Here is a 23,679-nt window from a genome sequence, read left to right as displayed (position 1 = left end):
TATACAAATTATTGAATTTTCAAAAGTATATGTTATTTAGATATTTAATTTCTAAAGTATGGATACTTAGACGCTTTCTAAATCCACCATTACTTCTCTATCACGAATTATTACTACAATTAAAATCTTTTGACAAATTAAAAAAAATATTTTTTTGTACACACTTTAAAGGAAAATCAGTGATTATTGTAAATGATAGGCAACTTAAAAATTTAACTGTTGATAAAAAACTTATATCAAAGTGCTTGTACTAAAAATTTATATATTGAAGCTAGGGTTTTTCATGGAAATATTGATAAGAATTTTTATTTTAGATATAAACTTAATAAAAAGGGTATTCTTTTAAAATAGGAAAATATCCTATAACCATATTAACACGAGCGAGAGAGATTGTAAATGATTATAACGACATGCTATCATAAGGCATTAATCCAAAAGAACATATTCAAAAAGAAAATACTAAAAATCAAAATATAAAAAAGCACTTTATGGTACTAATAAAGTTCAAAGTTATAAAACTTCACAGATGAAGCAAGATTTAAAGAATTATTACTTACGATTAATAAGTATTTTTACAAAAATTTCTTTGCAAATTAGTCCATATTTATTTTTTAAGAAGTGCTAATATTAGAAATTTAGAATAAAAAGAAGTAGATTTTGAGAAAAAAATTAATAAAGTTAAAGCAAGAGAGGATTTTATTATTCCGCTAAGTCAGAGTGTTTTAGGCTTGCTTTTATATGTTAAAAATTTTTCTTACTCAGATTCAAAATATGTTTTTTTCAAATGATATAAGTAAATCTAAAAAATGAGTAAAAACACATTAAATCAAGCCATTAAAAGATTAGGTTTTGGTGATGAAATACTATATCATGGTTTTAGAGCTACTGCTTCAACTTTTCTTTATGAGTATAAAAATATTCATAAACAAGATAGTGAAGTTATAGAACTATGTTTAGATCATAGGGAAAGAAATAAAGTAAAAGCGGTATATAAGACTTGATGATAGAAAAGAGAGTTAATGCGATGATGGAGTGATTTTATTGATAAATTAAAAAGAGATAAGTAGTTTAATTTTATAATGTTTGTAAATTATAAACACATAAGAACTTTTTAATTTTTGTAAATTTAATAGTATTTTATTGAATATCTTTAACACAATTATTCTATTAGTAACTTTCTTAATACGCTATTTTGTGAATTTATATATTCTAAAACAATACTTTTTTTATTTTATTTTCATCTAAATTTAAAAAATCTAAATAAGCTTGGAATAAATTATTATTTAAATCATCGTCAAATTTATGACTTGCAACCATATTCATAGAAAAATGATTAAAAAATTTCTTACAAAAATTGTTATTATTTTTAAATAGCTGTATTAATTCTTCTTTTTTAAAAAAAATTATACTGTTTGATCGCTTCAGGATAAAAACTACTTTCTATATTTTCATAGCTATTGATAAAATCATTAATATTTTCATACTTGCTTGTTTTGTATTTTTCTTTGGTATCTTCATAATAATCTTTCCATTTTTCATTTTCTAATAATTTTAAAAGTGCTATGTCAGACCTATAATCATGATTAAGATCAAACTTAAATTCTTCTATAATAAGAGCTTCTATATAATGCTGATTGATTTTTTCTTCTATGTCGCTTAATTTTTTATTTGTAATTTGTGTGTAGGTTAAAAGTAAAATTTGATAAAAACCATAAGGAAAGTGTGTCATTCTATTTTCTGAATAAAAGTCTATTTTTAGGAGTGAATTTTCAATATCTTTTACAAATTGTTCATCACTTAAATTACCTACCAAATATTCTATCTTGCAGTTTTGAAGTTTGTAATAAAGATCAATTTTTAAAGTTTGATAAAAATCGCGTCTTAGTTGGTATTTTTCTTCTTTATTTAAATAAAACATATTTTTTAGGTATTGTTCATAAAGATGGTAGTTTGAGGAAAAGTCATTTTTTTCTATTGTAATAGAAAGGTATTTTTTAATTTGAAATATTAATGAGATATAATTTAATTTTAGAGCATCTGAAAATGTTTTTTTATTGTCATACTTGCAAAATAATAAAAAACATTGCTTGTTAAAATAATCTATATGTTCTAACACATGATATAATAATCTTAGATTTCCATTGCATTGTTCTTTATATCTTTCGAAAATAATATTTTCAATAATATTTCTTATCTCATCTGTAATTTTAGTATATTTATTTATTCTATCTTTTATGATTGCTTTTGCTACTTCATCATTGTCTTTTATCGTTATTTCACAATATCAATAACTTTTTCTTTGTATATTTGATACCAGTTTTTACTATTGTATTGTTTAGTCTGTTTTTCTTTATTATTTTCAGTCAAATTGTCATCTTGTTCTTTTAATTCTTCCTCATGAAAAATCACAACAACATTACATTCTTTTTCTTCTTTAAGTAAATTTACAAGTCCTAAAATTTCTTTCAAAGAAAGATTGTCAGATTTTCTTTCTATGTTATCAAAACACACAATAATATTATAAAAGTCTTCCTTTTTTAAAAAGGAAAAAATAGCATCACTATCTATATCTATTAAGCCGCCACTTATACTTTTAACCAAACCTTCTAAACCTTTAAAAGTTGTTTTGGTAATTTTATTATAATCTCCATGTAGGCTTACAACTATTTCTTCTAATATTTGCTTATAACTTTCTTTGCCAAAAAGATCTATATAAACAACTTTTTTATCTTTAGAAAGTTTATTTTCAACTTCTTTCCATAAATAAGTTTTACCTATACCCCAAGACCCATTTATAGCTAAACATTTTTTAGATTTTTTATTTAAAAAATTTGCGATAGTGTCAATCTTATTCATTATACACTCCTATAAAATATTTATGTAATTATATAAAATTATTTAAGTTTTCTATGTAACTATCCTCCAAACCTTAAAGCTATAGATAGTTACATATTCTTTTTAAAATACCCCTTACAGCTACGCACTCAGACAGCCTTTCTTTTTTTAAAAAATATATAAAAAAATACATACGCATACGCGAGAGAAAAAACAAAAAAAGTTGAGTAATTTTTTTCAATATTTAAGCAAATTTTGTTTTTTTCTCTTATTTAATATTAAATTAATTTTTTGATTTTTATAATTATTCATATATCAAAAATAATCATAAAAAGGCTCAAAAATAATGAAAAAAATTATCTTAGGTTTAGCAGTTATTGCTTCATTATCTAGCGTTGCTTTAGCTTTAAATCATAGTTATCATAGCAAGAAAAATTTTAATAATTCACAACAACAAGATAGAAGTATAACTTGTGAAAATTTTCATAATTGCCAGACAATACATCAGCCTATTTATCAGCATCAAGCTTGTGCTAAATTAGGTATTTGTATAAATCACTAAAGGATAATGATGGGATTAGTATATTCTCAATGTTGTAATCAAGTTATTGATACAAGCTTGCGTTATACAGCAAAACCACTATTAAAACTTGAAGAAGCTAAATTTGAACAAGAAAAAAAAGCTGAGAATGATAATACAAAAAAAGTAGAAGCTGAAGCTAAAAAAGAAGAACAAAGTAATTCTACAAATACAGATAAAGCAGACAATAAAAAAGATCAGCTTTTAGATATATCTGTTTAATCTTAATATTAAGCGGCAGACTTTGTCCGTGCTCCGTGCTACGCACTCAGACAGCCCCCGCACCCATTTTAGCACAAAACATATGGCACCTATAAGGTGCATTTTATTTAGAGAAGAAAAGGTGCTTCTTTTGAAAACCTTATCTTGCTTCTTCTCTTCTTCATCACGGTGATTGCTATTTAATGGCATTAAAAGCCGTATTTTTAAAAGTGTTTAAAAAAGATTTTCTAAATCATTCATTGGTGTAGTTTCTTTGATATTTACAACCGCACTCCATTTATAGTTTTTTACTTAAAAATTTTATCCTATAAGTTTGATATATTTTTCATAGCATTATTTATGATTTCATTTTTTAACGCAATTGTTTGTTTAAAATAACTAAGTGATGAAAATCTTTATTATGTTGGATTTGTATAAAATTGGATTTTAAAATTAATACTATATATTTATCTCATTGTCATGTTTATCTATAATTATTTTAAAATAATTGATAATTTTTTCAGGATTTTTATTCCATTTCTTCAAATGTTTAAAAATCAAAACTGCTATATTTATTTTAAGCTTCATTGTAGTTGGTTTTAACAAGACCAAATCAGTGATTTACATATAAATATGGCTTAGTTATATCAATCAAGCAATGAAGAAGATTATATTTTTTAAAAAAGAAAGAATTTTACTTGTAGTTCATACTATATAGAAGGCAGTACGGCATACATTATTTCAACATCAAACTTAATCAATATTTTTTAAAGATTATTGCAGTGGTTAGATGTTTATTATCTTTAATATTCAAGAAGAGTATAAAATAAATTTTATTTCATGTTATCAACTTAGAAAACAAGAGTATAATTTATTCTTATATCATTTAATGACTCATAAAAAAGAAAGAGTAATCATTAAATAAATCTTGATTATTATTACAATAATATAATAATTGCTACAATATGGTTAATCAACCTTAGAATAATTATACAAAATATTTTAAAATTAATTTCTTATACTTATTTTGTATTGCTTCAATGTGAAGATTAAAAACATCAAGATAAAATATTATCACACAAGTTCGAACACATTTGGCACTTTCTTAGTTAATAAAACTACTATCTTTTATTTACCAATCAAGAAATATTTGATTAATAAAACTAACTAAGGAATATTTATCCAAACAGATTATTTATTTAGATGTATAAAAGGATTTGCTAAATTAAGAGAATATAGTTATATTTTTGAAATAAAACATAAAATAATAGAACAAAAAATAAAAATTTAAAAGCTACTTTAGAAGCTTTTAATATAGATAAAAAGATACTTTTTAGAAAACAAGAAATTTATCACAAAAATAATGATAATTTAAATACCCTAAATACAAAATACACTAAAGTAAAAAATATAAGAAGTTCTTTTGATTTGGAAATTACTTTAAATATTAAAAGACTTAGGCATATTTATATAAATTTAGATAAAGAAAGATTGTATTATTTTTTAAAGCCTACCTCCTAGTGTTTCCACCATAGGAAGAATCATCTCTAAAGATAAAATGAGAATAACACTTACAAGAATTAATTATCTAGGCCAAAATAAAAGCTACAAGAGAGAGTTAAAAATAGATAACTAAAAAAATCTTAAAACAACTCCTATGAATACTTGGGCAATAGATACTATAAAATATGTCGATAATAAAATAAAATATATACTTACTATGATAGATTTAGTTACAAGAATTGATTATACTGTAGCTTTATCTCCTAAAAAGACAAGATATACTAGCATATCTTAAAAGTTTTGTTATTATCTTAAAAACTAATAATACTCATAAAAGAATTTAGTATACTCACAGATAATGGCTGTGAATTTAAAAAACTATGAATGTTTTATTTAAAGAACTTAATACTACTCATTATTATACTTATCTAAAGAATCTTAGAATGAATATTCATAATGAAATATTTAATAAAACCTTAAAAGAAGCATTTGCTAATCATTATAAAGATTTATTATTTATAGATCTTAAAGAATTTAATCAAGAAATGATTAAGTAGTTAGCAGCTTATAATACTATCTTGTTATATCCAGCTTTAAAATATAAAGTCTCCTCATTTGCACTTCATCAATTAAGAAATATTTTTATTTGTTAGACTTTAAATCAATATTGTTTTTTCTTGCACTCTAAAAATTTTAATACATTACCTATTTAGCAAAAAATATCATTTTTTTACATTTTTACAATAAAATACAAAGCATGTGCAATATTAATTAATAAATCATACGCCTATTAAACTCGCCATTTATTCTTGTTAAATATATTTTATCTATTTTATTCTTTGTATTGTATTTTTAAAATTTCAATAATTTTAGAAATTTTAAATTAATTTGATTTCAATATTGCTAAAAAACATCTGTTGAAATAGATTATAAATTATTTTTATATAATGGTTGCGAAGGGGAGATTTGAACTCCCGACCTTCGGGTTATGAGCCCGACGAGCTAACCACTGCTCTACTTCGCGGCATCATATGAAGTGGATGGGGTAAAGGGATTCGAACCCCTGAATGACAGGACCAAAACCTGTTGCCTTACCGCTTGGCGATACCCCAATAGAAATTTTTTATTTAAATTAAAAGTGATATTATATATTATTTTTTATACAATGTCAAGAAAAATGCTATAATATTTTTAAAATATTTTCAAGGAATGATTTTATGGGATATATAAGTATAGAACAAGCTATAAAAGAACTTCAAGATGGTAAGATGTTGGTAATGGTGGATGCAGAAGATAGGGAAAATGAAGGGGATTTGATTTTCCCTGCACAATTTAGCTCACAAGAAAAAGTAAATTTTACCATCACTCACGCAAGAGGTGTGGTATGTGTAGCATTAAGTGAGAACTTAGCTAAAAAATTTGAACTACCTTTAATGGTACCTAAAAACACATCAAATCACGAAACAGCTTTTACTATCACTGTCGATGCAAAAAATGCAACAACAGGAGTAAGTGCCTACGAAAGAGATATGACTATACAAATTTTTGCTGATGATAATGCAAAGGCGAGTGATTTTGTGCGTCCTGGACATATTAATCCTTTGATAGCAAAAAAAGGTGGAGTTTTAGAAAGAACGGGCCATACAGAAGGAACAGTGGATTTATGTCGTTTGGCAGGATTAAAAGAAGCATGCGTAATATGTGAAATTGTTAAAGATAATGGAGATATGGCTAGAAGAAGCGATTTGCTTGAGTTTTGCAAAAAACATGATATTAATATGATTACTATTTCAGATTTAATCGAGTATCGTTTAAAAAATGAAAGTTTGATTTCTTTAATTAAAGAAGAAGAAAGTATTTTAGCAGGTTTTAAAGCTAAAAAAATGACTTTTAAAGATCACAATGAAAATGAACACATAGCTTTTAGCTTTGGCACTTTGAAAGAATGTGAGAATGTTAAATTTTATCTTAGTGGAAGCGACTTTGAGCTTCTAACTTCTAATAAATTTAATGAATTATTAAAACAGATTGAATTTTTAAGTCAAAAAGGTGGTGTAATCATTTTCATGAAAAATGAAAAACAAGAAAACATACAATTTAAAAATTATGGCATAGGAGCGCAAATTTTAAGGTATTTAAAAATTTCAAAAATCAAACTTCTAAGTCAAAATACCGATAAAGAATTTATAGGCTTAAAAGGCTTTGGGCTTGATATTACAAGCAGTGATTTTAAAGCTTAAATTCTAAAAACTTAAACTTATCGCCAAAGTTAAACATCAAATTTTTACTTTGGTTGATAAAGTTTTTATAAATTTGGAGGTTAATATTTTTAACTTGCTCGATAATTTCTTCTAAGCCAAAATCAATTAAGGCTTGATTTTGATTTTTATATTCTAAAACCTCAAAGCCCTCTTCTTTTAAAACTTGTAAAAAATGATCAAAATTTACATTATATGTAATATCGCTTTTAGCAAAAAAATCTTTTAAGTTTTCTTCAAAAAGATTATACACTTGGTGATTTTTATACATTCTAATACTAATTTTTTCTTCTTTTTTTGCATAATCAAAACACGCAAAAGTTAGTTTTTCACAGGTTTGTTTTAATTTGGATAAAAAGGGTTTATAAGAAATACAAAGCTCGCTATTAGTGATAGAATATTTTTCACATTCTTTTAAAAGATCTTCATTCATAGCTTTAAAAATAATGTTTAAATCATCATCAACATATGCCATTGTTCCATCTTTTATAAGCTCACACGCAAAACAATCAAATAATTCATTAGCGTAAAAAAAGGCGTTTTTAAAATGACATTCTTCTAAAGAATTATAAATTTTTACATCCAAATCATACTCATCAAAAAGTTTTTTTTGAACACATTTTAATTTTTCATGTGGCTCTATGATAAAACACTCAATCTGCTCTAAAATATCGGCCCTAAGAGTGTATAGAGCTTGTATAAAATCAAGCATTAAATGCCCTTCATTTGCCCCTATTTCTACAACTTCAACCGGTAAAATTAGCTTTTTATCATCTATAAGTTTTAAAAAATGATTAGCTAAGAGTGTTCCAAACAGATTTCCCACGCTAACTGCGGTATAAAAATCTCCATTTTTACCAACACTCACAGCTTGGGAGTAATATTTATCAATCCAATTTTGAAAAAACTCGCTAAAAACTATCATTATAAAGCATTAAATTTGGCTATAAAATCAAGTGGATCAACTTGCACACCATTAACTAAAATTCCAAAATGCAAATGTGGCCCTGTAACCCTACCGCTAGCTCCACTCAAACCTATAAGCTCACCTTTTTTTACCTTTTGTCCTACTTTTACATTAAGTTTTGATAGATGATAATACTGAGAATAAATCCCATATCCATGATCAATTACCACTGAATTTCCTGCATAATAACGATTTGAAGCAATCCTTACAATACCATCATTGCTAGCATAAATTTTTGTCCCACTTGCTGCTCTAAAATCAGTTCCGCTATGATAACTTTTAAGAGTATCATTAAACAATCTTGCTTTTCCAAAAGCACTTGTAATTTTACTTTCTAAAGGGTATGTAAAATTGCCTTCAAATAAAGCCATATTAGTATAAGTATTATAAACCTTAATAGCTTCTTGATATTCTTTGCTAATGCGATCAAGTGTTTCTTTAGGTGGATTAACCTTAGAAGCACTAACTTTTAAAAATTCTTTTTTATAGTTTCCTTCGCTAAATTTTATGTTAATTTCTTCTTTGGAATTATCTTTAAATTCAGCTATTAATTTTCTATCTTTAGGATTTTTATAAGGTATGGCTATACTAACAATGACTTTATTTTTATACTCAAAAAAAGGAAGTTTTTTAGAATTTGAGCTAATTTGTAAAAAATTATTTTTATCAAATTCTAAAAAAACTACTTGCCCTTTTACAAGCTCAATCTCTCTAGCTTCTAATGCAAATACCAAAAAACAAAGTAAAAAAAGAATTTTTCTCATATACTAAGCTCTTTAATATCAGCTATTTTTAAAAACTCACGATAAATTGCACATACTAAAGCTTGACGATTGTTTTTAATATTTTCATCTTTGTCATTAATCATTACTTTATCAAAAAAAGCATCAATTTGTGGTTTTAGTGCAAAAAGGCTTTCTAAAAGCTCTTGGGTGTTATTTTCTTTTGTTTTACACTGCATAAAAGCTTGGTATAAATCTTTTTCCTCTTGAGTGTTAAACAAATTTTCATTAATTTGAACTTCGCTTAATATTGCAATATTTGCCAAACGCTTAAAAGTAGCAAAATTTTGACCAAAATCTGCCTTATTTGCACTTTGTATTAAAGCTTTAATACAAGAATCAATATAAATAACATCATAAGTTTTAGAGCTAAGCACAGCTTTAACAAAAGAAGCATTTACTTCATAAAAAGTATATAAACGCTCTAAGATAAAGTCTAGTAAAATTTTCAAATCAAAGCTTTTATACTCACTAGCTATTGTGTCTAAAAATATCTTAAGATCAAAATTTTTATTTAAAGCTAGAATAATTTTTAAAACACCATTTGCTGCTCTTCTTAAAGCATAAGGATCTTTTGTACCACTTGGTATTTTCCCCATTGAAAAAAGCCCCAAGAGTGTATCAAATTTATAAGCTAAAGCTACAATAGAACTAAATTCATTACTTGGCATAGCTGAATTATCGCCATTTGGAAGATATTGTTCTTTAATCGCTAAAGCAAGCTCATCACTCATACCCATAGCTTTAGCATAATAAGATCCCATAATACCTTGAAGATCAGTAAATTCATACACCATTTGAGTGCTTAGATCAGCTTTTGAGTATTCTATGGCTTTTAAGATTTCATCTTTTTGAGTATTAGCAAAAACTTCACAAAGCTTAGTAGCGATTTTTTGCTCTCTAATGATTTTATCTTTTAAGGTTCCAAGTCCTTCAAGATATACCATTTGGCTTATTTTATCATTATTTAAGCCCTGTGCTAAGTCATTTTTCCAAAAAAACATCGCATCACTTAATCTTGCCCTTAAAACTCTTTCATTTCCATTAATGATTTTAGAATAATCCTCACAAACCGCATTAGAAACTACAATAAAATGATTGCTTAAAGTGTTGTTTTTAAATACTGCAAAATAGCGTTGATTTTCTCTCATAGAAGTAATTATCACTTCGCTTGGGATTTCTAAATACTCTTTCTCAAAATACCCTAATAATGCTTTTGGATACTCTGTGATAGCTACAACTTCGGCTAAAAGCTCATCATCTTTTGCAATAGTAATATCATTTTCTTTTTCGAGTATTTTTAACTGCTCAATAATAAGTTTTTTTCTTTGTTCTTGATCTAAAATAATATAATTTTGCTCTAGAGTTTTAAGATACTCATCAATATTTGAAAAAGGTATTAAATCATAACTAACACTTCTATGAACAAAAGTACTTTTTGCGCTTTTAACGCCATAACTTTCAAACTCAATCAATTCATCATTTAAAATACAGCAAAGCGAGCGGATAGCTCTAATAAATTCAAAGCTACCATCACCCCATCTCATAGTTTTACCAAAACTCAAGCTTTTTAAAAAAGCCTCGATCATTTGAGCTAAAACTGCTTTGCTTTGCAAGCCTTGTACTTGTTTTTGACAATACAATACTTCTTTACCCTTAATTTCTTTAAATTCAAGCTCTTCTTCTTTTAAACCACTTTTTTCTAAAAAGCTAAATCCTGCTTGAGTAAGCTTTCCATCTTTATAAGCTATCGCCTTAGGTGCACCTATAAATTCCACAAAAGAATCATCTTGTTTTTCTTTAAAATTTTCATGGATAAAAACCAATCTTCTAGGAGTATAGAAAAATTTAAATTCAGATTCTAAATGATACTCTTGTAAAATCTTTTCCCATTTTTTAGTAATATTTGGAAGTTCTTTTAATAAAGGAATAGCAGGAAGTTCTTCTGTGCCTATTTCTATTAACAATTTCATTTTACACTCTTTTTTAAAAATTTTTTAGTGTATTTTACCTATTTTTTTTAAAATCTTTCTTTGTTTTTAATTTTTCTTCTCTTTGTTTAGCTTTTTCTTGCATTTGGCGGTTAAAGCCAAACACAAGAAAAACCATAAAAGCTATAAACAAAGCAATAATAATATAATCTATCATTAGTCCCAACACTCTGCGTTTTTAATACCAAGCTTTGAAGCGCTAAACACTGGATCTCTACCTTGTCTTTTTTGCTCGCTAAAATCTTTTAATACCTTTTTCACTATACCACCAAGCAATAAAATAGAAATGATATTAATCGTAGCCATAAACGCCATAGTAGTATCAGCTAAATCCCATGCAAATTTTAAATCCATATTTGCACCAATAAAAATCATAAGCACGGCACTTGCTTTAAAAAGATTAATAATAATAGGATTTTGAGTAAGGTATTTAATATTTGCTTGAGCATAATAGTAATTTCCTATCAAAGAAGTAATAGCAAATAAAACTATACTAACAGTAGTAAAATGTACACCTAGATTTCCATAATATTCTTTCATGGATTCTTGTACTAAAGGTAGTGCTGTTAAAATAGGCTTACCGTCTACACCAATATTATTAGCATAAGCAAGTGAAAATAACACTAAAAATCCTGAACTTGTACAAATAATCACATCAATTAATACAGAAAATGCTTGAATAACCCCTTGTTTTGCAGGGTGAGTTGTAAGAGCAGAAGCTGCTGCATTTGGTGCTGAACCCATACCTGCTTCATTAGAAAACAATCCTCTTTTTATACCTATAACCAAAGCAGAACCTGCAAATCCACCAAAAATAGCTTCAAAATCAAAAGCGCTTTTAAAAATCATAGAAAACACTTCAGGAATTTTATCAAAATTCATAAACATCGCTATAATAGATAAACCAACATAAATCATCGCCATAATAGGAACGATGACCGAGCTTACTTTACCTATTTTAGTATGATCACCAAAAAACATATAAGCAGCAAAAATAGCCAAAATAGCCCCTATTACAATAGGCCACCAACTTTGCGAAAAACTTACTTCGCTAGCATCAACCATACCTTTATAATAAAACTCAAATGCTGAAGTCATAGTTTGACTTTGAAGTCCATTAAATCCATAAGCATAAGTAATGATTAAAATCACCGCAAATATAGCACCAAGCCATTTTAAATTTAAAGCTTTACTAATATAATAAGCAGGGCCACCTTTAAAACTTTTTCCATCACGACTTTTATAAACTTGTGCTAAAGTGCTTTCTGCAAAAGCCGAAGCGCCGCCAAAAAATGCCATAGCCCACATCCAAAACAAAGCACCAGGTCCGCCCAAAACAACCGCTACTGCAATACCTGCAATATTTCCTATACCAACTCTTGAAGCTGTTGAAATCATCAAAGCCTGAAAAGGAGTAATATGGTGTTTTTCATGTTTTTCTTGCTTTTCTGTCAAAATGTCAAACACATAAGGAAGCATTCGAAATTGCACAAAACCCGTCAAATAACTATAATAAAACCCTACAATAATAAGCAAAATAACCAAAATGGAATAATACTGATTATTTACAAAGCCAACAAATTGGGATATTAAATCCATATTTATCTCCTTTTTATAATTTAATCGAGTGTAAATTTATCATAAAAAAATGAATTTGCTACAAAAAAATATAATTTTATATTAATTTTATTTTATTTTTTACAGCTATGTGAAAATTTAACTCACGATATTTACCAAAAAAACACATAAAAATGCTTTTAAGTAAAAAGAAAACTTAATTTTTATACACTTAGTTTTTTTAAAATTTTATAAGGTGTTTAAATTGAAACAAAATACGATGAAAATTTTTGTATTTTTTGCCATTATTGTTTTTTGGGCTTATTTTTCATTTCCTATTGAAATTTTACAAGTTAAAGATCAAAATGGCTTAGCTACAGGAGAATATGCTTATACTATAGAAGCCAAAGCTTATGTTCATAGTTATTTCACAACACTTGGCTTAACAGTGGGTGGAATTTTAATAGGAATAGCACTTGGTTTTTTCCTAGCATTTTTAAGATTTTTAGAAATCCAAAGTTTAAATTTCATCATAGATGAATACATAGACATTATACGCGGAACCCCTCTGCTTTTACAGCTTTTGATTTTTTCAGTAGTGATTTTTGCTACTTGGAGTGATAATTTTTATGTAGCTATTATCGCACTTGGACTTAATAGTTCTGCTTATGTAGCTGAAATCGTAAGAAGTGGAATTCAAAGTGTAGACAAAGGACAAATGGAAGCATCAAGAGCAATGGGGCTTAATTATTCTGCTTCTATGAGACTAATCATCTTTCCGCAAGCGATTAAAAATATCTTACCTTCTTTAATGAATGAATTTATTTCTTTATTTAAAGAAACTTCAATAGTGGGCTATATTAGCGTTATGGATATTACCATGCAAAGTAAAAGCTTACAAGCAATTTATTACAACCCTAAACCTATTATTTTTACAGGGCTTGTATATTATGTAAGCGTTAAAATTTTAACACTGATTGCAAGATTTATAGAAATGAGATTAAACAAACATGATTAAAATAGAAAATTTGATTAAAAAATATGGAGATTTAGAAGTTTTAAAAGATATTAGCATTGAAGTACATAAAGGTGATATTATTGCTATTATAGGGCCTAGCGGAGGTGGAAAAAGTACTTTTTTACGCTGTTTAAATAAACTTGAAACACCAGATAGTGGTAATATTTATATCAATAATATCAATATACTTGATAAAAAAACAGATATCAATAAAATTCGACAAAAAGTAAGCATGGTATTTCAACATTTTAATCTTTTTAATAATAAAAATGTTTTGGAAAATTTATGCCTAGTGCCAGTACAAACAAAAATCATGGGTAAAGATGAAGCAGTAAAAAAAGCACGAGAATTACTCAAAAAAGTTGGCCTAAGTGATAAAGAAAATTATTTTCCTCATAAGCTTTCAGGTGGACAAAAACAGCGTATTGCCATAGCAAGATCATTAATGATGAATCCTGATGTGATTTTATTTGATGAGCCAACTTCAGCTTTAGATCCTGAAATGATAGGTGAGGTTTTAAATATCATGAAAGAAGTAGCTAAAGAAGGTCTAACCATGCTTGTAGTTACACATGAAATGGGATTTGCAAGAAATGTAGCTAATCGAATTTTCTTTATGGATAAAGGCATTATAGCAGTAGATGAATGTCCTAAAATAGCTTTTGAAAACCCAAAAAATGAAAGATTGAAAGAATTTTTAAATCAAGTTTTAAATCATTAAAATTTTTCAAAAGAGGCAAAATTTTGCCTCAAAGCTTCATAGCTCACTATACCCACACTCGTAGCTAAATTTAAACTTCTACCACAATCTTTCATCGGTATAGTAATAGTATTTTCCCATTTTTTTTGCATTAAATCCATAGGCAAACCAAAACTTTCACTTCCAAAAAATAAAAAATCACCTTTTTGATAATTTACATCAAAATAAGCTTGAGTAGTTTTAGTTGTCGCAAAGAAAAATCTATCTTGAAATTTTTCATACTCTTTTAAAAAATCTTCTAAATTATCCCATAAAAAAGGATTTAATTTTTTCCAATAATCAAGTCCTGCTCTTTTAACTGCCTTTTCATCAATACTAAAAAGTGGATTGATAATATGTAAAGCAAAACCTGCATTAAAACACATTCTGCCTATACTTCCTGTATTTTGTGGTATGCGAGGTTCAACTAAGACTATATGAAACATCTTTTTCCTTGAAATGGTGTCCCCAGCAAGGTTTGAACTTGCGACCTCAGAATTAGGAATTCTGCGCTCTATCCAGCTGAGCTATGAGGACAAATATTTTTATTATTTTAAGAAAAAATTTATTTTATAGAGCTTAAATTTTAAGCTCTATAAAAAAACATTTTGGATTTTCATCAAAACCTAAAACTCCATTATGCGCATCAATAATTTGTTTTGATAAAGAAAGACCTAAACCATTACCTTTTAATTTAGTTGTTTTAAAAGCCTCAAAAACCATTTTTTTATCTTTGATACTTACACCATTATCATAAACTTTAATAAAAACCCTATCTTCTTTTTGTTCGCACTTAACCTTTATATAACCATCATCATTTTCGCTTTCTTCAATAGCATCTATGGCATTATAAAGTAAATTTTGCAAAACTAAAGCAAGTAAAGATTTATCTGCATTGATTTTTAAATCTAAAAATTCAAATTTAAAATCGATATTAGCTAGATAATTATAAGTTCCAATAGCTTGCTCACACTCATCTTGTAACTCCTGTAAATTAAACTCATTTAAATTAACATGTACTCCTTTTGTAAAAAGTAAAGTAGAATTTACAATACGCTCTACTCTTGAAATTGCTTTTTGGATTTCTAAAACTATATGCTTATTTTTTAACTCACTTCTTTCAAACAAAGTAGAGCTTAATAAAGAAATAGAACCTATAGGATTGCGTATTTCATGCGCTAGATGTGCTGCAACTGTTCCCATGCTAGCTAACCTTTCATTTCTTTTTTCATCACTAATATCTGTTGCATTTACTATAAGTTTATCAGTATGAGAGGTGATTTTGATTAGATAAAATTTATGATCAAACTCAAGCTCATAATGTGTTTTATCAAGATCAATGCATTCTAAAAGCTTTGGCTTTTGTGTAGCTAGGTTGTTTTGCAAAATAATATTTTTATTTGCGTCTAAAATCCACAAAGCCATAGGCAAAACCTCTATAATCTCACTTACCATTTGTCTTAATGCAGTGTAGTTTTCATTAAGTTGCTTATATTCATTTTCTATAACATAGGTTTGCTCTATTAAGGCTTTTAATCCTTGTTGTAAGTTTTCTTTTTCACTAGAATCTAAACTTTTTAAAATATTCTCATCCACACTTAATCCTTAATTAAAAATTGAAAATCTTCTAAAGTATATAAAAGCAAATTACGCTCCTTATTTAAAATAAGCTCTTTACTAAAGCCACTCTTTGAAAAAAGCACATATAAATTAGGTTGAATTTGCAACTGTTTTGCTTTACTTTTTAAAATATTTAAAACATTTTTACATATTTTTCTTTCTTTAAATTTAACTTCACCTAAAACACAAAAATTGTTTTCATGATAATACAAGTCTATTTCATGATAATAATTCCAAAAACTATACACTTGATCCACTTTAAGTTTTTTTGCTAAAAATTCTTTACATAAAAGTTCAAAAGTAAAACTTTGGTATTTTTCCAAATTTTCTTGGATAAGTTCTATTAATTCATTGTATTTTTTCATCGCGATTAAATTAAGTTTAGGATATATAAAATAAAAGAAAAATCTTAATCCTTGATTTTTAAAAACAACCTTATCTTGTATATTATAAGAGCGTAATTCTTTTTTAACTTTCTGTCTTTTGTTTTTTATAATTGGCTTTTCTTGACTTTTTTCTAAGATCAAAATATTTTTCTCTAAAAGTTTATTAATAAGTCCTAGAGCCTGAAAATGCGGAATAGATTTATTAATAGAATAGCGTTTTCTATCGTTTTTACTTAAAACACTCAAAGCTTTTAAAGCATTCTCATCTAAATTTAAAGAAGCTAAAATATCAAAGGCTTTCAAAATAAAAACATTTAAGATATTTTCATATAAACTTAATTTCAAATCAAATTCAAACTCATCAAAAATACTATAAAAATCAAAAATACTTTCAAGCTCCAAAGTTTCACAGCGTTTTGAAAAATCACCAAATTTTATAATCACATCCTTAAAATAAATATTTTGTATGTTATAATTTTAACAAAAAATTAGAGGATTTTTTTTGGATATTGAAAAACTAAAACAAGATATTATTTTAAAAAAAGGAATATATTATTTTGATTTTACAGCTAGCGCTTTAGCACTAAAAAGCATAGAAAAAGAAATTAAAAAAATTCTTACCACCTATGCAAATACACATTCAGATAGCTCTTTAAATTCTTTTATCACACAACAGCATTATGAAAACGCAAGAATAAATTTAAAAAAATACCTTGAATTAGATGATAGTTTTGCTCTTATAGCTTGTGGGAATGGATCTTCAGCAGCTATAAAAAAATTTCAAGAACTTTTAGGTCTATATATACCACCACTTATTAAAGAAAAATATTTTAAAAATACAGACAAAAATACCTTACCTTTGGTTATAGTTGGACCCTATGAACACCATTCTAATGAACTTTCATTTAGAGAAGCTTTGTGTGAATGCGTTCGAGTGCCCTTAGATAAAAATGGGGAATTAGATTTTAATTTTTTAGAAAAATTATTACAAAAATCCAAAAACAGACAAATCATAGCAAGCTTTAATGCAGCTTCTAATGTTACAGGAATTTTAAGTGATTATAAAAAAATTTACACTTTAATCAAACAACACAACGGTATAGTTGCTTTTGATATTTCCACTTTAGCTCCTTATGCTAATTTAGATCCTAAATTTTATGATGCAGTGTTTATTAGCTCTCATAAACTACTTGGAGGTGTAGGATCTTGTGGCTTACTTGTTATCAAAAAAAATCTATGTGGCAATACCCCTAGCTTTGCAGCAGGCGGAACTGTGGGCTATGTTTCAAGAACATCTCAACAATATTTATGCGAAGTTGAAAATTTAGAAGAAGGTGGCACACCTGGAATTATTCAGCTTATTAGAGCAAGTTTGGCTTTTAAAATACGCAATGAAATAGGTTTAAAAAATATAGAAAAAAAAGAAAAAGAACTTTGTGAATATTTTTTCAAACAATGTACAAATTTTCCAAAAATGATCTTATATGCAAAAAATATCACTAATAGATTACCTATTTTTGCTTTTAATATAGAAGGAATTTCTCCTTTTGATTTAGCTTATAAACTAAGTAAAACTTATAAGATAGAAACAAGAGCAGGTTGTGCTTGTGCAGGACCTTATGGGCATGATTTACTCAATCTAAAAGACAATCAAGAATTAAAATCTAAACCAGGTTGGCTAAGAGTGGGTTTTCATTATACGCATACAAAAGAAGATATGGAATATTTTTTTAAAGCCTTGAATATAAGTATCAAGGCTTTAAGTTAATTATTGTAAATCGTATTTTTCTACGATTTTTTGGTAAGTACCATCAGCTTTAACTTTTTCTAAACCTGCATTAATTTTTTGAACAAGCTCACTTTGTTTTCCTTTATCAAAAGCTATACAAAACCCTGAACTTCCATCATTTTCTTCTAAAAATGCTTCTAGCTCTTCATTAGTTTTTAAATAACCTTTACCAATATCTTTATCCGTTAAAACTGCATCTACTTTGCCAGCTTTTAAAGCTAAAATTGCTGCTAACATTTCTTCACTTGCAACCACTTGAGCATTTGGAATAGTCTTAGCAGCACTTTCTTGAATAGTTCCAAGTTGAACACCTATTTTTTTACCTTCCAAACTTTGTTTATCGCTAATACTAGAATCTGTTTTTAATTTTAAATATAAATTTTTAGTATTGAAATAAGTATCACTAAAATCCATACTTGCTAATCTTTGAGGAGTTGAACTCATAGCAGAAGCTATCATATCAATCTTTCCAGCTTTTAAGGCAGGAATTAAACCATCAAAACTCATATTTACCCATTCAAGTTTTAAATTTTCTCTTTTAGCAATTTCTTCCAATAAATCAACATCAAAGCCGGTAATTTTTGCATCTTTAATAAAATCAAAAGGAGGATAATTTGCAGCTATACCTACTTTATAAACTTTTTCACCAGAAGCACTAGCTTGATTTTTATCGCTTGAACAAGCACCTAAAGCTAATATACCAAATAACGCTAAAACAACATATAATATTTTTTTCATTTTTTTCCTTTGTTAAAATTAAAATAAAATTGATAAATGATTATAATGTGTTTAAACGCCTGTATTTCTTCATATCCGCCTCCTTTATAATAAATGTGAGCATAATTATAGCAGAAAAAAGTTTTTTGTAAAGAGTTGTTATAGAATATTTTTTATTTAAGTTAATTTTTATATATTTTAATTAATGAGTTTAAATTTTTACCTTCTTGCTAATCATTAAAACATAACCTATTCCAAGACAAATAGACCACATAGAACTGCCGCCATAACTTAAAAGTGGCACAGCAACTCCTTTTAATGGAGTTAAAGAAATAATTCCAAAAGCATTCATAAAAAATGAAAATAATAAAAGTAAAGCTACACCTGAACAAAATAAAAAATGGACCTTATTTTCACAACGCCCAGCAATTCTAAAAATTCTAAGTATGACCATCAAATAAATCAAACATATAATGCTTAATCCTAACAATCCTATTTCCTCAGTAATCCCTGATAAAACAAAATCCGTATGCACCTCACTTAAAAATCCCAATTTAAAAGTTCCAAGACCCAACCCTTCTCCAAAAAATCCACCATGAGCTATAGCATTTAAACTATGTGAAATTTGATAAGGTTCTGAGTTATGGCTTACTCTTAAAGCACTTGCTAGCCAATCAGGAAAAAAAGGTAAAAACGCATCTTGGATATTTCCCCACCAAGCAGAAATACGCTGAATTCTTCTTTGATTACTTAAAATCACCAAAACCCCAATCATTCCAACAATAACCACGCCAAAAACAAAAAGTCTTTTACTAGCTCCTGCAAAAAATGCTAAAGCAAAAACCAAGAAAAAAGAGATAACACTTTGGCCTAAATCATTTTGTGTCATATAAATATAGCCAATAACAAAAGCAGCTAAAATAAAATAAGGAATTAAAATTAAAACTTCGTGTTTGATTGCTTTTTTGCTATCATCAATTCTTCTTGTATAAGACCAAGCAAGGAAATAAATCAAACCTATCTTAAAAAATTCAACAGGAGAAATAGATAAAGGACCAAGCCTGATCCACCTTTTAGCACCACCTGCTGCAGTAGCAAGAAAGGTAGGTAAAAAAGGCAAAATAAGTATAAATAAAAAAGAGATTAACAAAACACTTATCATTAAATAATGTGCCATTTTACTATCAGGATTTAATCTTGAAACAAAATAAATAATAGCTATACCACTAAGTCCAAAAAAAAGCTGTCTGATGAAAAAATGAAATTCATTATATTCTAAATAAAGCACAGTAAAAGCACTTAAAGAATATGAAAAAAGTATCCCTATAGTTATTAGAATGCAACTTAAAAAAAATAATTTTCTATCAGCAACCAAAATTTCTTCCTAGAATTTTATAAAAATTAATTTTAATAAATTGCAACTTAAAATGATGTTATTTGGAGATTATGTATTGTTTTTATATAAAGATTTTAAACTCTCATAAGCAAGCTGAATTTTTTCAAATTCCTCACGACAATAAGCTTGTTCGATTTTGCTTTTACCTTGATGGCGATCAGGATGATAAATTTTAACTAAATTAAGATAATTTTGTCTAATAGTAGCAAAATCATCACTAGAATTACATCCTAAAGTTTGGAAATAATTCTCAAAAAGTTTAGCCAAAGCATTAAATTTCCAATTAGTATTGGCTTTATTTTTCATTTTATTTCTAAATTCTAAAAGTTGAGTTTCATTGATTGTAAAATCCACACAATATTTTAAATGCTCATTTACGCTTGCTAAAATTTCTAAAAGATTTAAAGTATTATCATCTTTGTATTCTACTGAAAAAATACAATTTTTCTCATCATACATGCTTTTATGATCTTTAAAATATTGCTCTAAATATACAGCAAACATTTTTTCATTAGAACTTAAAGTTATTAAGATATTTTTTTGCGCAAAACCTATTTTAGCAAAGATTACAGGCTTTAAAGTATTTGCTTGAGCAAGATTTAATTTAAAGGTCTTATAATGCGCAAAAGCAAGATTATCGATTTGGTTTCCAGTATTTTTTTTATACTTGTGATTAACAAGTTTTAAAAAATATCTTCTTTGAGGAATTTCATTTTCCACAAAAAAAGATAGGGTTTTATTTTTATTTCCTATGACTTTAGAAAAATTTTTACGGATAAGATCTTGAAAATATTTAAACATTAAAAAATCATCAGTATTAACACTAACAGATTCTAAAGTTTGCACTACTTGCATAAAATCCTCTCTATAAACCTAACTCCACAAAAATGCCTGTTCATCTAAAGCACTAGTGTGTTTTAAAATTTCATTTGGACTATAATCGGCTTTATACGATAAAGATTGACACCCTTTTACAAAATATCCTAAATAAATATATTTTAATTTTTTTAATTGCGCAAGCTTGATTTCTGTTAAAAGCGAGTATTTTCCAAGACTTAGATGTGAAAAATCAGGATCATAAAAACAATATATACTAGAAATTCCATCTTCTAAAATATCAATCAAATCAACACAAACTAACTTATTATCTATATAAAAATCAAGTTCATATCCAAAAGTACCTGCATTATCTACATAAAGATTGTAATATTTTCTAAAATTTAAATCATAAATTTTCCAATTTCTTTTATCTTTTTGATAATGGTGGTATTTTTCATAAAGCAATAAATGCTCATCACTTAAAGAAGGTTTTTGTAAGATTATTTTAGTAGCTATATTTTTTTTTAAAACCCTACGATAGCTTTTACTAAAATGGAAATTTTCTACCAAAATACGCAAATTTTGACATTCATTACAATCATTACATATTGGTCTTGAAAAATATGAACCAAAGCGACGCCAACCTCTTGAAACTAATTCTTGATTTTGTGCTTTGTTAATAAAAGATATATAATTATACTCATTTCTACAATATCTATTTTCAAGATAAGGACATTCTTCTTCTAAAGTACAAAAACCAATAATATTATTCATTAGATCTTTTTAATATCACTATTTTTTACAAATTCCATAAATTCATTAGCTAAACGCTCTTCTTTTAAAAACATATCTTCAAATTCTTGTTCTTGCTTTTTATCTTCATTTTGCTTAGCTAAGTCTTTTTGTATAGCATCTAAGTCAGTATTTTTCATACTAACTCCGCTTTTACTCGCTTTAACCTTTTCTTTTTTTGTTTGACTTTGTTCTTTTTGAAGTGCTTTTTTTATATCTTTTAATTCATCTAAAAAACTCATGATTGCCTACTTTCTTTTATCTTTTGTAAGGCTGCAGCTATAGCAGCAATTACTTCTTCTTTATTTTCTTGGTGTCTATCTTCTGTCTTTTCCAAAAGCTCTTCCATATGTGTTTCTATGAAAGAAGTATCAAAATACCCTCTTCTAAATTCTCTTATTTTGGTAATTGCAATCAAAAATGGAACAGTTGTTCTAATATCATCAATCACAAATTCTTTCAAAGCTCTCTCAAGTCTATTAACTGCACTATCATAACTTGAACCCTTAACAATTAATTTTGCAAGTAAAGAATCATAATAAGGTGGCACAGTATAGTCCTTATATAAATGACTATCCACTCTCACAGATGGCCCTAAAGCTGGAAAATACTCTGTAATTTTACCTGGACTTGGAATGAAATTTTTCCATACATTTTCTGCTGTAATCCTAGCTTCTATCGCAAAACCTCTTGGTTTTATATCGCTTTGCTCAAGATCTAAAATTTCCCCATTTGCTATACGAATTTGTCTTGTGATAAGGTCAATCCCCGTAATTTCTTCAGTAATTGGGTGTTCTACTTGAATTCTTGTATTCATTTCCATAAAATAAAATCTATTATAATCATCAAGTAAAAACTCAACCGTCCCAACATTCGTATAACCTACAGCTTTTGCAGCAGCTACTGCAGTAACTCCTATGGTTTTTCTTAGTTTTTCTGAAATACTTGGGCAAGGTGCTATTTCAATGATTTTTTGATGTCTTCTTTGTATTGAGCAATCTCTTTCACAAAGATGAATAATATTACCATAATTATCTGCTAAAATTTGAAATTCAATATGCCTTGGATTAATAACATATTTTTCCATAAAAACTTCATCATTTTTAAAAAAACTTAGCGCTTCTCTTTTGCATGCTTCAAAAGATTTTTCCAAATCCTCTTCTTTATGTACTACGCGTATGCCTCTACCACCACCACCACCACTAGCTTTTAAAATTACAGGATAGCCTATTTTTAAAGCTTGAAGTTTGATTTCTTCTAATGTGCAATGATTTAATTTTTCAGTACCTGGAACTACAGGGATTCCATTTTTTTTCATTAAATATCTTGCTATGTTTTTATTACCCATTTTACGGATAACATCTGATTTTGGACCTATAAAGATAATCCCTGCTTCTTCGCATTCTTTTGCAAATTCATAATTTTCACTTAAAAAACCATATCCAGGATGTATAGCATCAGCTCCACAAGCTTTAGCAATCTCAACTATTCTTTTACCATCTAAATACCCTCTTATGGCATCAGTTCCTATTCTATATGCTTCATCAGCAACTTTTACATGCAAACACTCATAATCAGGTTCAGTATAAACAGCAACACTTTGTATATGCAAATCTCTACAAGCACGGATCACCCTTACTGCAATCTCACCTCTATTGGCTATTAAAATCTTATGTATCATGACTTTGCCTTAAGCTAAAATATTAAAAAGAAGATTAGCATAAAAATA

Annotated in this window: 24 protein-coding genes and 3 tRNA genes; 8 read left to right on the top strand and 19 right to left on the bottom strand. The window is 27.2% G+C overall.

What is annotated here, in order from left to right:
- The first annotated feature begins 806 nt into the window (after positions 1 to 806).
- On the top strand, positions 807 to 1,001 hold the full coding sequence (locus L8W57_RS05555; RefSeq protein WP_263662179.1) for a hypothetical protein: 195 nt from the start codon (positions 807 to 809) through the stop codon (positions 999 to 1,001).
- A gap of 392 nt (positions 1,002 to 1,393) precedes the next feature.
- Here the strand turns inward: L8W57_RS05555 and L8W57_RS05550 are convergent, their stop codons facing one another.
- A complete protein-coding gene (locus tag L8W57_RS05550; protein ID WP_263662178.1) occupies positions 1,394 to 1,918 on the bottom strand; it encodes a hypothetical protein in 525 nt (174 codons plus the stop codon).
- 353 nt (positions 1,919 to 2,271) lie between these two features.
- Entirely contained in the window at positions 2,272 to 2,856 is a 585-nt protein-coding gene (locus tag L8W57_RS05545; RefSeq protein ID WP_263662177.1) for a KAP family NTPase, read from the bottom strand.
- 325 nt (positions 2,857 to 3,181) lie between these two features.
- Between L8W57_RS05545 and L8W57_RS05540 the strand changes: the two genes are divergently transcribed.
- The 3 genes from L8W57_RS05540 to L8W57_RS05530 all read left to right on the top strand — a co-directional run bounded on the left by L8W57_RS05540 (position 3,182) and on the right by L8W57_RS05530 (position 5,414).
- Positions 3,182 to 3,397, top strand: a complete 216-nt coding sequence (locus L8W57_RS05540; RefSeq protein ID WP_263661706.1) for a hypothetical protein — start codon at positions 3,182 to 3,184, stop codon at positions 3,395 to 3,397.
- 9 nt (positions 3,398 to 3,406) lie between these two features.
- On the top strand, positions 3,407 to 3,637 hold the full coding sequence (locus L8W57_RS05535; protein ID WP_133319264.1) for a hypothetical protein: 231 nt from the start codon (positions 3,407 to 3,409) through the stop codon (positions 3,635 to 3,637).
- A gap of 1,636 nt (positions 3,638 to 5,273) precedes the next feature.
- On the top strand, positions 5,274 to 5,414 hold the full coding sequence (locus tag L8W57_RS05530; protein ID WP_165955267.1) for a hypothetical protein: 141 nt from the start codon (positions 5,274 to 5,276) through the stop codon (positions 5,412 to 5,414).
- 653 nt (positions 5,415 to 6,067) lie between these two features.
- Here the strand turns inward: L8W57_RS05530 and L8W57_RS05525 are convergent.
- Both L8W57_RS05525 and L8W57_RS05520 read right to left on the bottom strand, forming a co-directional pair.
- Positions 6,068 to 6,143, bottom strand: a tRNA-Met gene (locus L8W57_RS05525).
- A gap of 13 nt (positions 6,144 to 6,156) precedes the next feature.
- Positions 6,157 to 6,231, bottom strand: a tRNA-Gln gene (locus L8W57_RS05520).
- Between the two features lie 105 nt (positions 6,232 to 6,336).
- Between L8W57_RS05520 and L8W57_RS05515 the strand changes: the two genes are divergently transcribed.
- Entirely contained in the window at positions 6,337 to 7,359 is a 1,023-nt protein-coding gene (locus L8W57_RS05515) for a bifunctional 3,4-dihydroxy-2-butanone 4-phosphate synthase/GTP cyclohydrolase II (protein WP_133319265.1), read from the top strand.
- Here the strand turns inward: L8W57_RS05515 and L8W57_RS05510 are convergent.
- From L8W57_RS05510 to L8W57_RS05490, 5 genes are read right to left on the bottom strand one after another with little or no spacing between them, the layout of a single operon-like run.
- On the bottom strand, positions 7,349 to 8,299 hold the full coding sequence (locus L8W57_RS05510; protein ID WP_318529543.1) for an SAM-dependent methyltransferase: 951 nt from the start codon (positions 8,297 to 8,299) through the stop codon (positions 7,349 to 7,351). The genes L8W57_RS05515 and L8W57_RS05510 overlap by 11 nt on opposite strands.
- A gap of 2 nt (positions 8,300 to 8,301) precedes the next feature.
- Positions 8,302 to 9,108 carry a M23 family metallopeptidase gene (locus tag L8W57_RS05505; protein WP_263662176.1) on the bottom strand — a complete coding sequence of 269 codons (807 nt, stop codon included), beginning with the start codon at positions 9,106 to 9,108 and terminating at the stop codon, positions 8,302 to 8,304.
- A complete protein-coding gene (gene glyS / locus L8W57_RS05500; RefSeq protein WP_263662175.1) occupies positions 9,105 to 11,099 on the bottom strand; it encodes a glycine--tRNA ligase subunit beta in 1,995 nt (664 codons plus the stop codon). Before glyS ends, L8W57_RS05505 begins: the two co-directional genes overlap by 4 nt.
- A gap of 34 nt (positions 11,100 to 11,133) precedes the next feature.
- Complete coding sequence (locus L8W57_RS05495) at positions 11,134 to 11,274, bottom strand: hypothetical protein (protein ID WP_164717489.1); 141 nt, start codon at positions 11,272 to 11,274, stop codon at positions 11,134 to 11,136.
- On the bottom strand, positions 11,274 to 12,716 hold the full coding sequence (locus tag L8W57_RS05490) for an alanine/glycine:cation symporter family protein (RefSeq protein WP_133319269.1): 1,443 nt from the start codon (positions 12,714 to 12,716) through the stop codon (positions 11,274 to 11,276). The genes L8W57_RS05495 and L8W57_RS05490 overlap by 1 nt, the downstream gene beginning before the upstream one ends.
- Positions 12,717 to 12,939: 223 nt before the next feature.
- On the opposite strand from L8W57_RS05490, the gene L8W57_RS05485 reads away from it, so the two are divergent.
- Together L8W57_RS05485 and L8W57_RS05480 are read left to right on the top strand one after the other, a co-directional pair.
- The gene (locus tag L8W57_RS05485) at positions 12,940 to 13,692 is read left to right on the top strand and encodes an amino acid ABC transporter permease (RefSeq protein WP_133319270.1); all 753 of its coding nucleotides are present in this window, start codon (positions 12,940 to 12,942) and stop codon (positions 13,690 to 13,692) included.
- Complete coding sequence (locus L8W57_RS05480; RefSeq protein WP_133319271.1) at positions 13,685 to 14,413, top strand: amino acid ABC transporter ATP-binding protein; 729 nt, start codon at positions 13,685 to 13,687, stop codon at positions 14,411 to 14,413. Before L8W57_RS05485 ends, L8W57_RS05480 begins: the two co-directional genes overlap by 8 nt.
- On the opposite strand, the gene L8W57_RS05475 is transcribed toward L8W57_RS05480, so the two are convergent.
- The 4 genes from L8W57_RS05475 to L8W57_RS05460 form a co-directional block, all read right to left on the bottom strand.
- The gene (locus tag L8W57_RS05475; protein ID WP_133319272.1) at positions 14,410 to 14,877 is read right to left on the bottom strand and encodes a tRNA (cytidine(34)-2'-O)-methyltransferase; all 468 of its coding nucleotides are present in this window, start codon (positions 14,875 to 14,877) and stop codon (positions 14,410 to 14,412) included. The genes L8W57_RS05480 and L8W57_RS05475 overlap by 4 nt on opposite strands.
- 14 nt (positions 14,878 to 14,891) lie before the next feature.
- Positions 14,892 to 14,968 (bottom strand) — tRNA-Arg (locus L8W57_RS05470).
- Between the two features lie 42 nt (positions 14,969 to 15,010).
- On the bottom strand, positions 15,011 to 16,027 hold the full coding sequence (locus tag L8W57_RS05465; protein WP_133319273.1) for a sensor histidine kinase: 1,017 nt from the start codon (positions 16,025 to 16,027) through the stop codon (positions 15,011 to 15,013).
- A 2-nt stretch (positions 16,028 to 16,029) separates the two neighbouring features.
- Positions 16,030 to 16,881 carry a DUF234 domain-containing protein gene (locus L8W57_RS05460; protein WP_133319274.1) on the bottom strand — a complete coding sequence of 284 codons (852 nt, stop codon included), beginning with the start codon at positions 16,879 to 16,881 and terminating at the stop codon, positions 16,030 to 16,032.
- Between the two features lie 58 nt (positions 16,882 to 16,939).
- On the opposite strand from L8W57_RS05460, the gene L8W57_RS05455 reads away from it, so the two are divergent.
- Positions 16,940 to 18,205, top strand: coding sequence for an aminotransferase class V-fold PLP-dependent enzyme (locus tag L8W57_RS05455; protein WP_133319275.1), 1,266 nt, complete (start codon positions 16,940 to 16,942; stop codon positions 18,203 to 18,205).
- Here the strand turns inward: L8W57_RS05455 and L8W57_RS05450 are convergent, their stop codons facing one another.
- The 6 genes from L8W57_RS05450 to L8W57_RS05425 all read right to left on the bottom strand — a co-directional run bounded on the left by L8W57_RS05450 (position 18,206) and on the right by L8W57_RS05425 (position 23,631).
- Positions 18,206 to 18,964: a basic amino acid ABC transporter substrate-binding protein gene (locus L8W57_RS05450; RefSeq protein WP_133319276.1), complete on the bottom strand. Its 759-nt coding sequence runs from the start codon at positions 18,962 to 18,964 to the stop codon at positions 18,206 to 18,208. It abuts the gene before it with no gap.
- 190 nt (positions 18,965 to 19,154) lie between these two features.
- Positions 19,155 to 20,318: a putative lipid II flippase FtsW gene (gene ftsW / locus L8W57_RS05445; RefSeq protein WP_133319277.1), complete on the bottom strand. Its 1,164-nt coding sequence runs from the start codon at positions 20,316 to 20,318 to the stop codon at positions 19,155 to 19,157.
- A gap of 69 nt (positions 20,319 to 20,387) precedes the next feature.
- Positions 20,388 to 21,194 (bottom strand): adenylosuccinate lyase, encoded by an 807-nt coding sequence (locus L8W57_RS05440; RefSeq protein WP_133319278.1) that lies wholly within the window; start codon positions 21,192 to 21,194, stop codon positions 20,388 to 20,390.
- 18 nt (positions 21,195 to 21,212) lie between these two features.
- Positions 21,213 to 21,932 carry an arginyltransferase gene (locus L8W57_RS05435; RefSeq protein WP_133319279.1) on the bottom strand — a complete coding sequence of 240 codons (720 nt, stop codon included), beginning with the start codon at positions 21,930 to 21,932 and terminating at the stop codon, positions 21,213 to 21,215.
- Positions 21,932 to 22,192 carry a hypothetical protein gene (locus L8W57_RS05430; protein ID WP_133319280.1) on the bottom strand — a complete coding sequence of 87 codons (261 nt, stop codon included), beginning with the start codon at positions 22,190 to 22,192 and terminating at the stop codon, positions 21,932 to 21,934. Before L8W57_RS05430 ends, L8W57_RS05435 begins: the two co-directional genes overlap by 1 nt.
- Positions 22,189 to 23,631 (bottom strand): acetyl-CoA carboxylase subunit A, encoded by a 1,443-nt coding sequence (locus L8W57_RS05425; RefSeq protein WP_220566761.1) that lies wholly within the window; start codon positions 23,629 to 23,631, stop codon positions 22,189 to 22,191. The genes L8W57_RS05430 and L8W57_RS05425 overlap by 4 nt, the downstream gene beginning before the upstream one ends.
- Between the last annotated feature and the right edge of the window lie 48 nt (positions 23,632 to 23,679).

The organism is Campylobacter sp. IFREMER_LSEM_CL1890 (genome assembly GCF_025772045.1).
In the GTDB taxonomy this organism is placed as follows: Bacteria; Campylobacterota; Campylobacteria; order Campylobacterales; family Campylobacteraceae; genus Campylobacter_D; species Campylobacter_D lari_D.
This window is presented reverse-complemented; position numbering and strand designations above follow the sequence as displayed.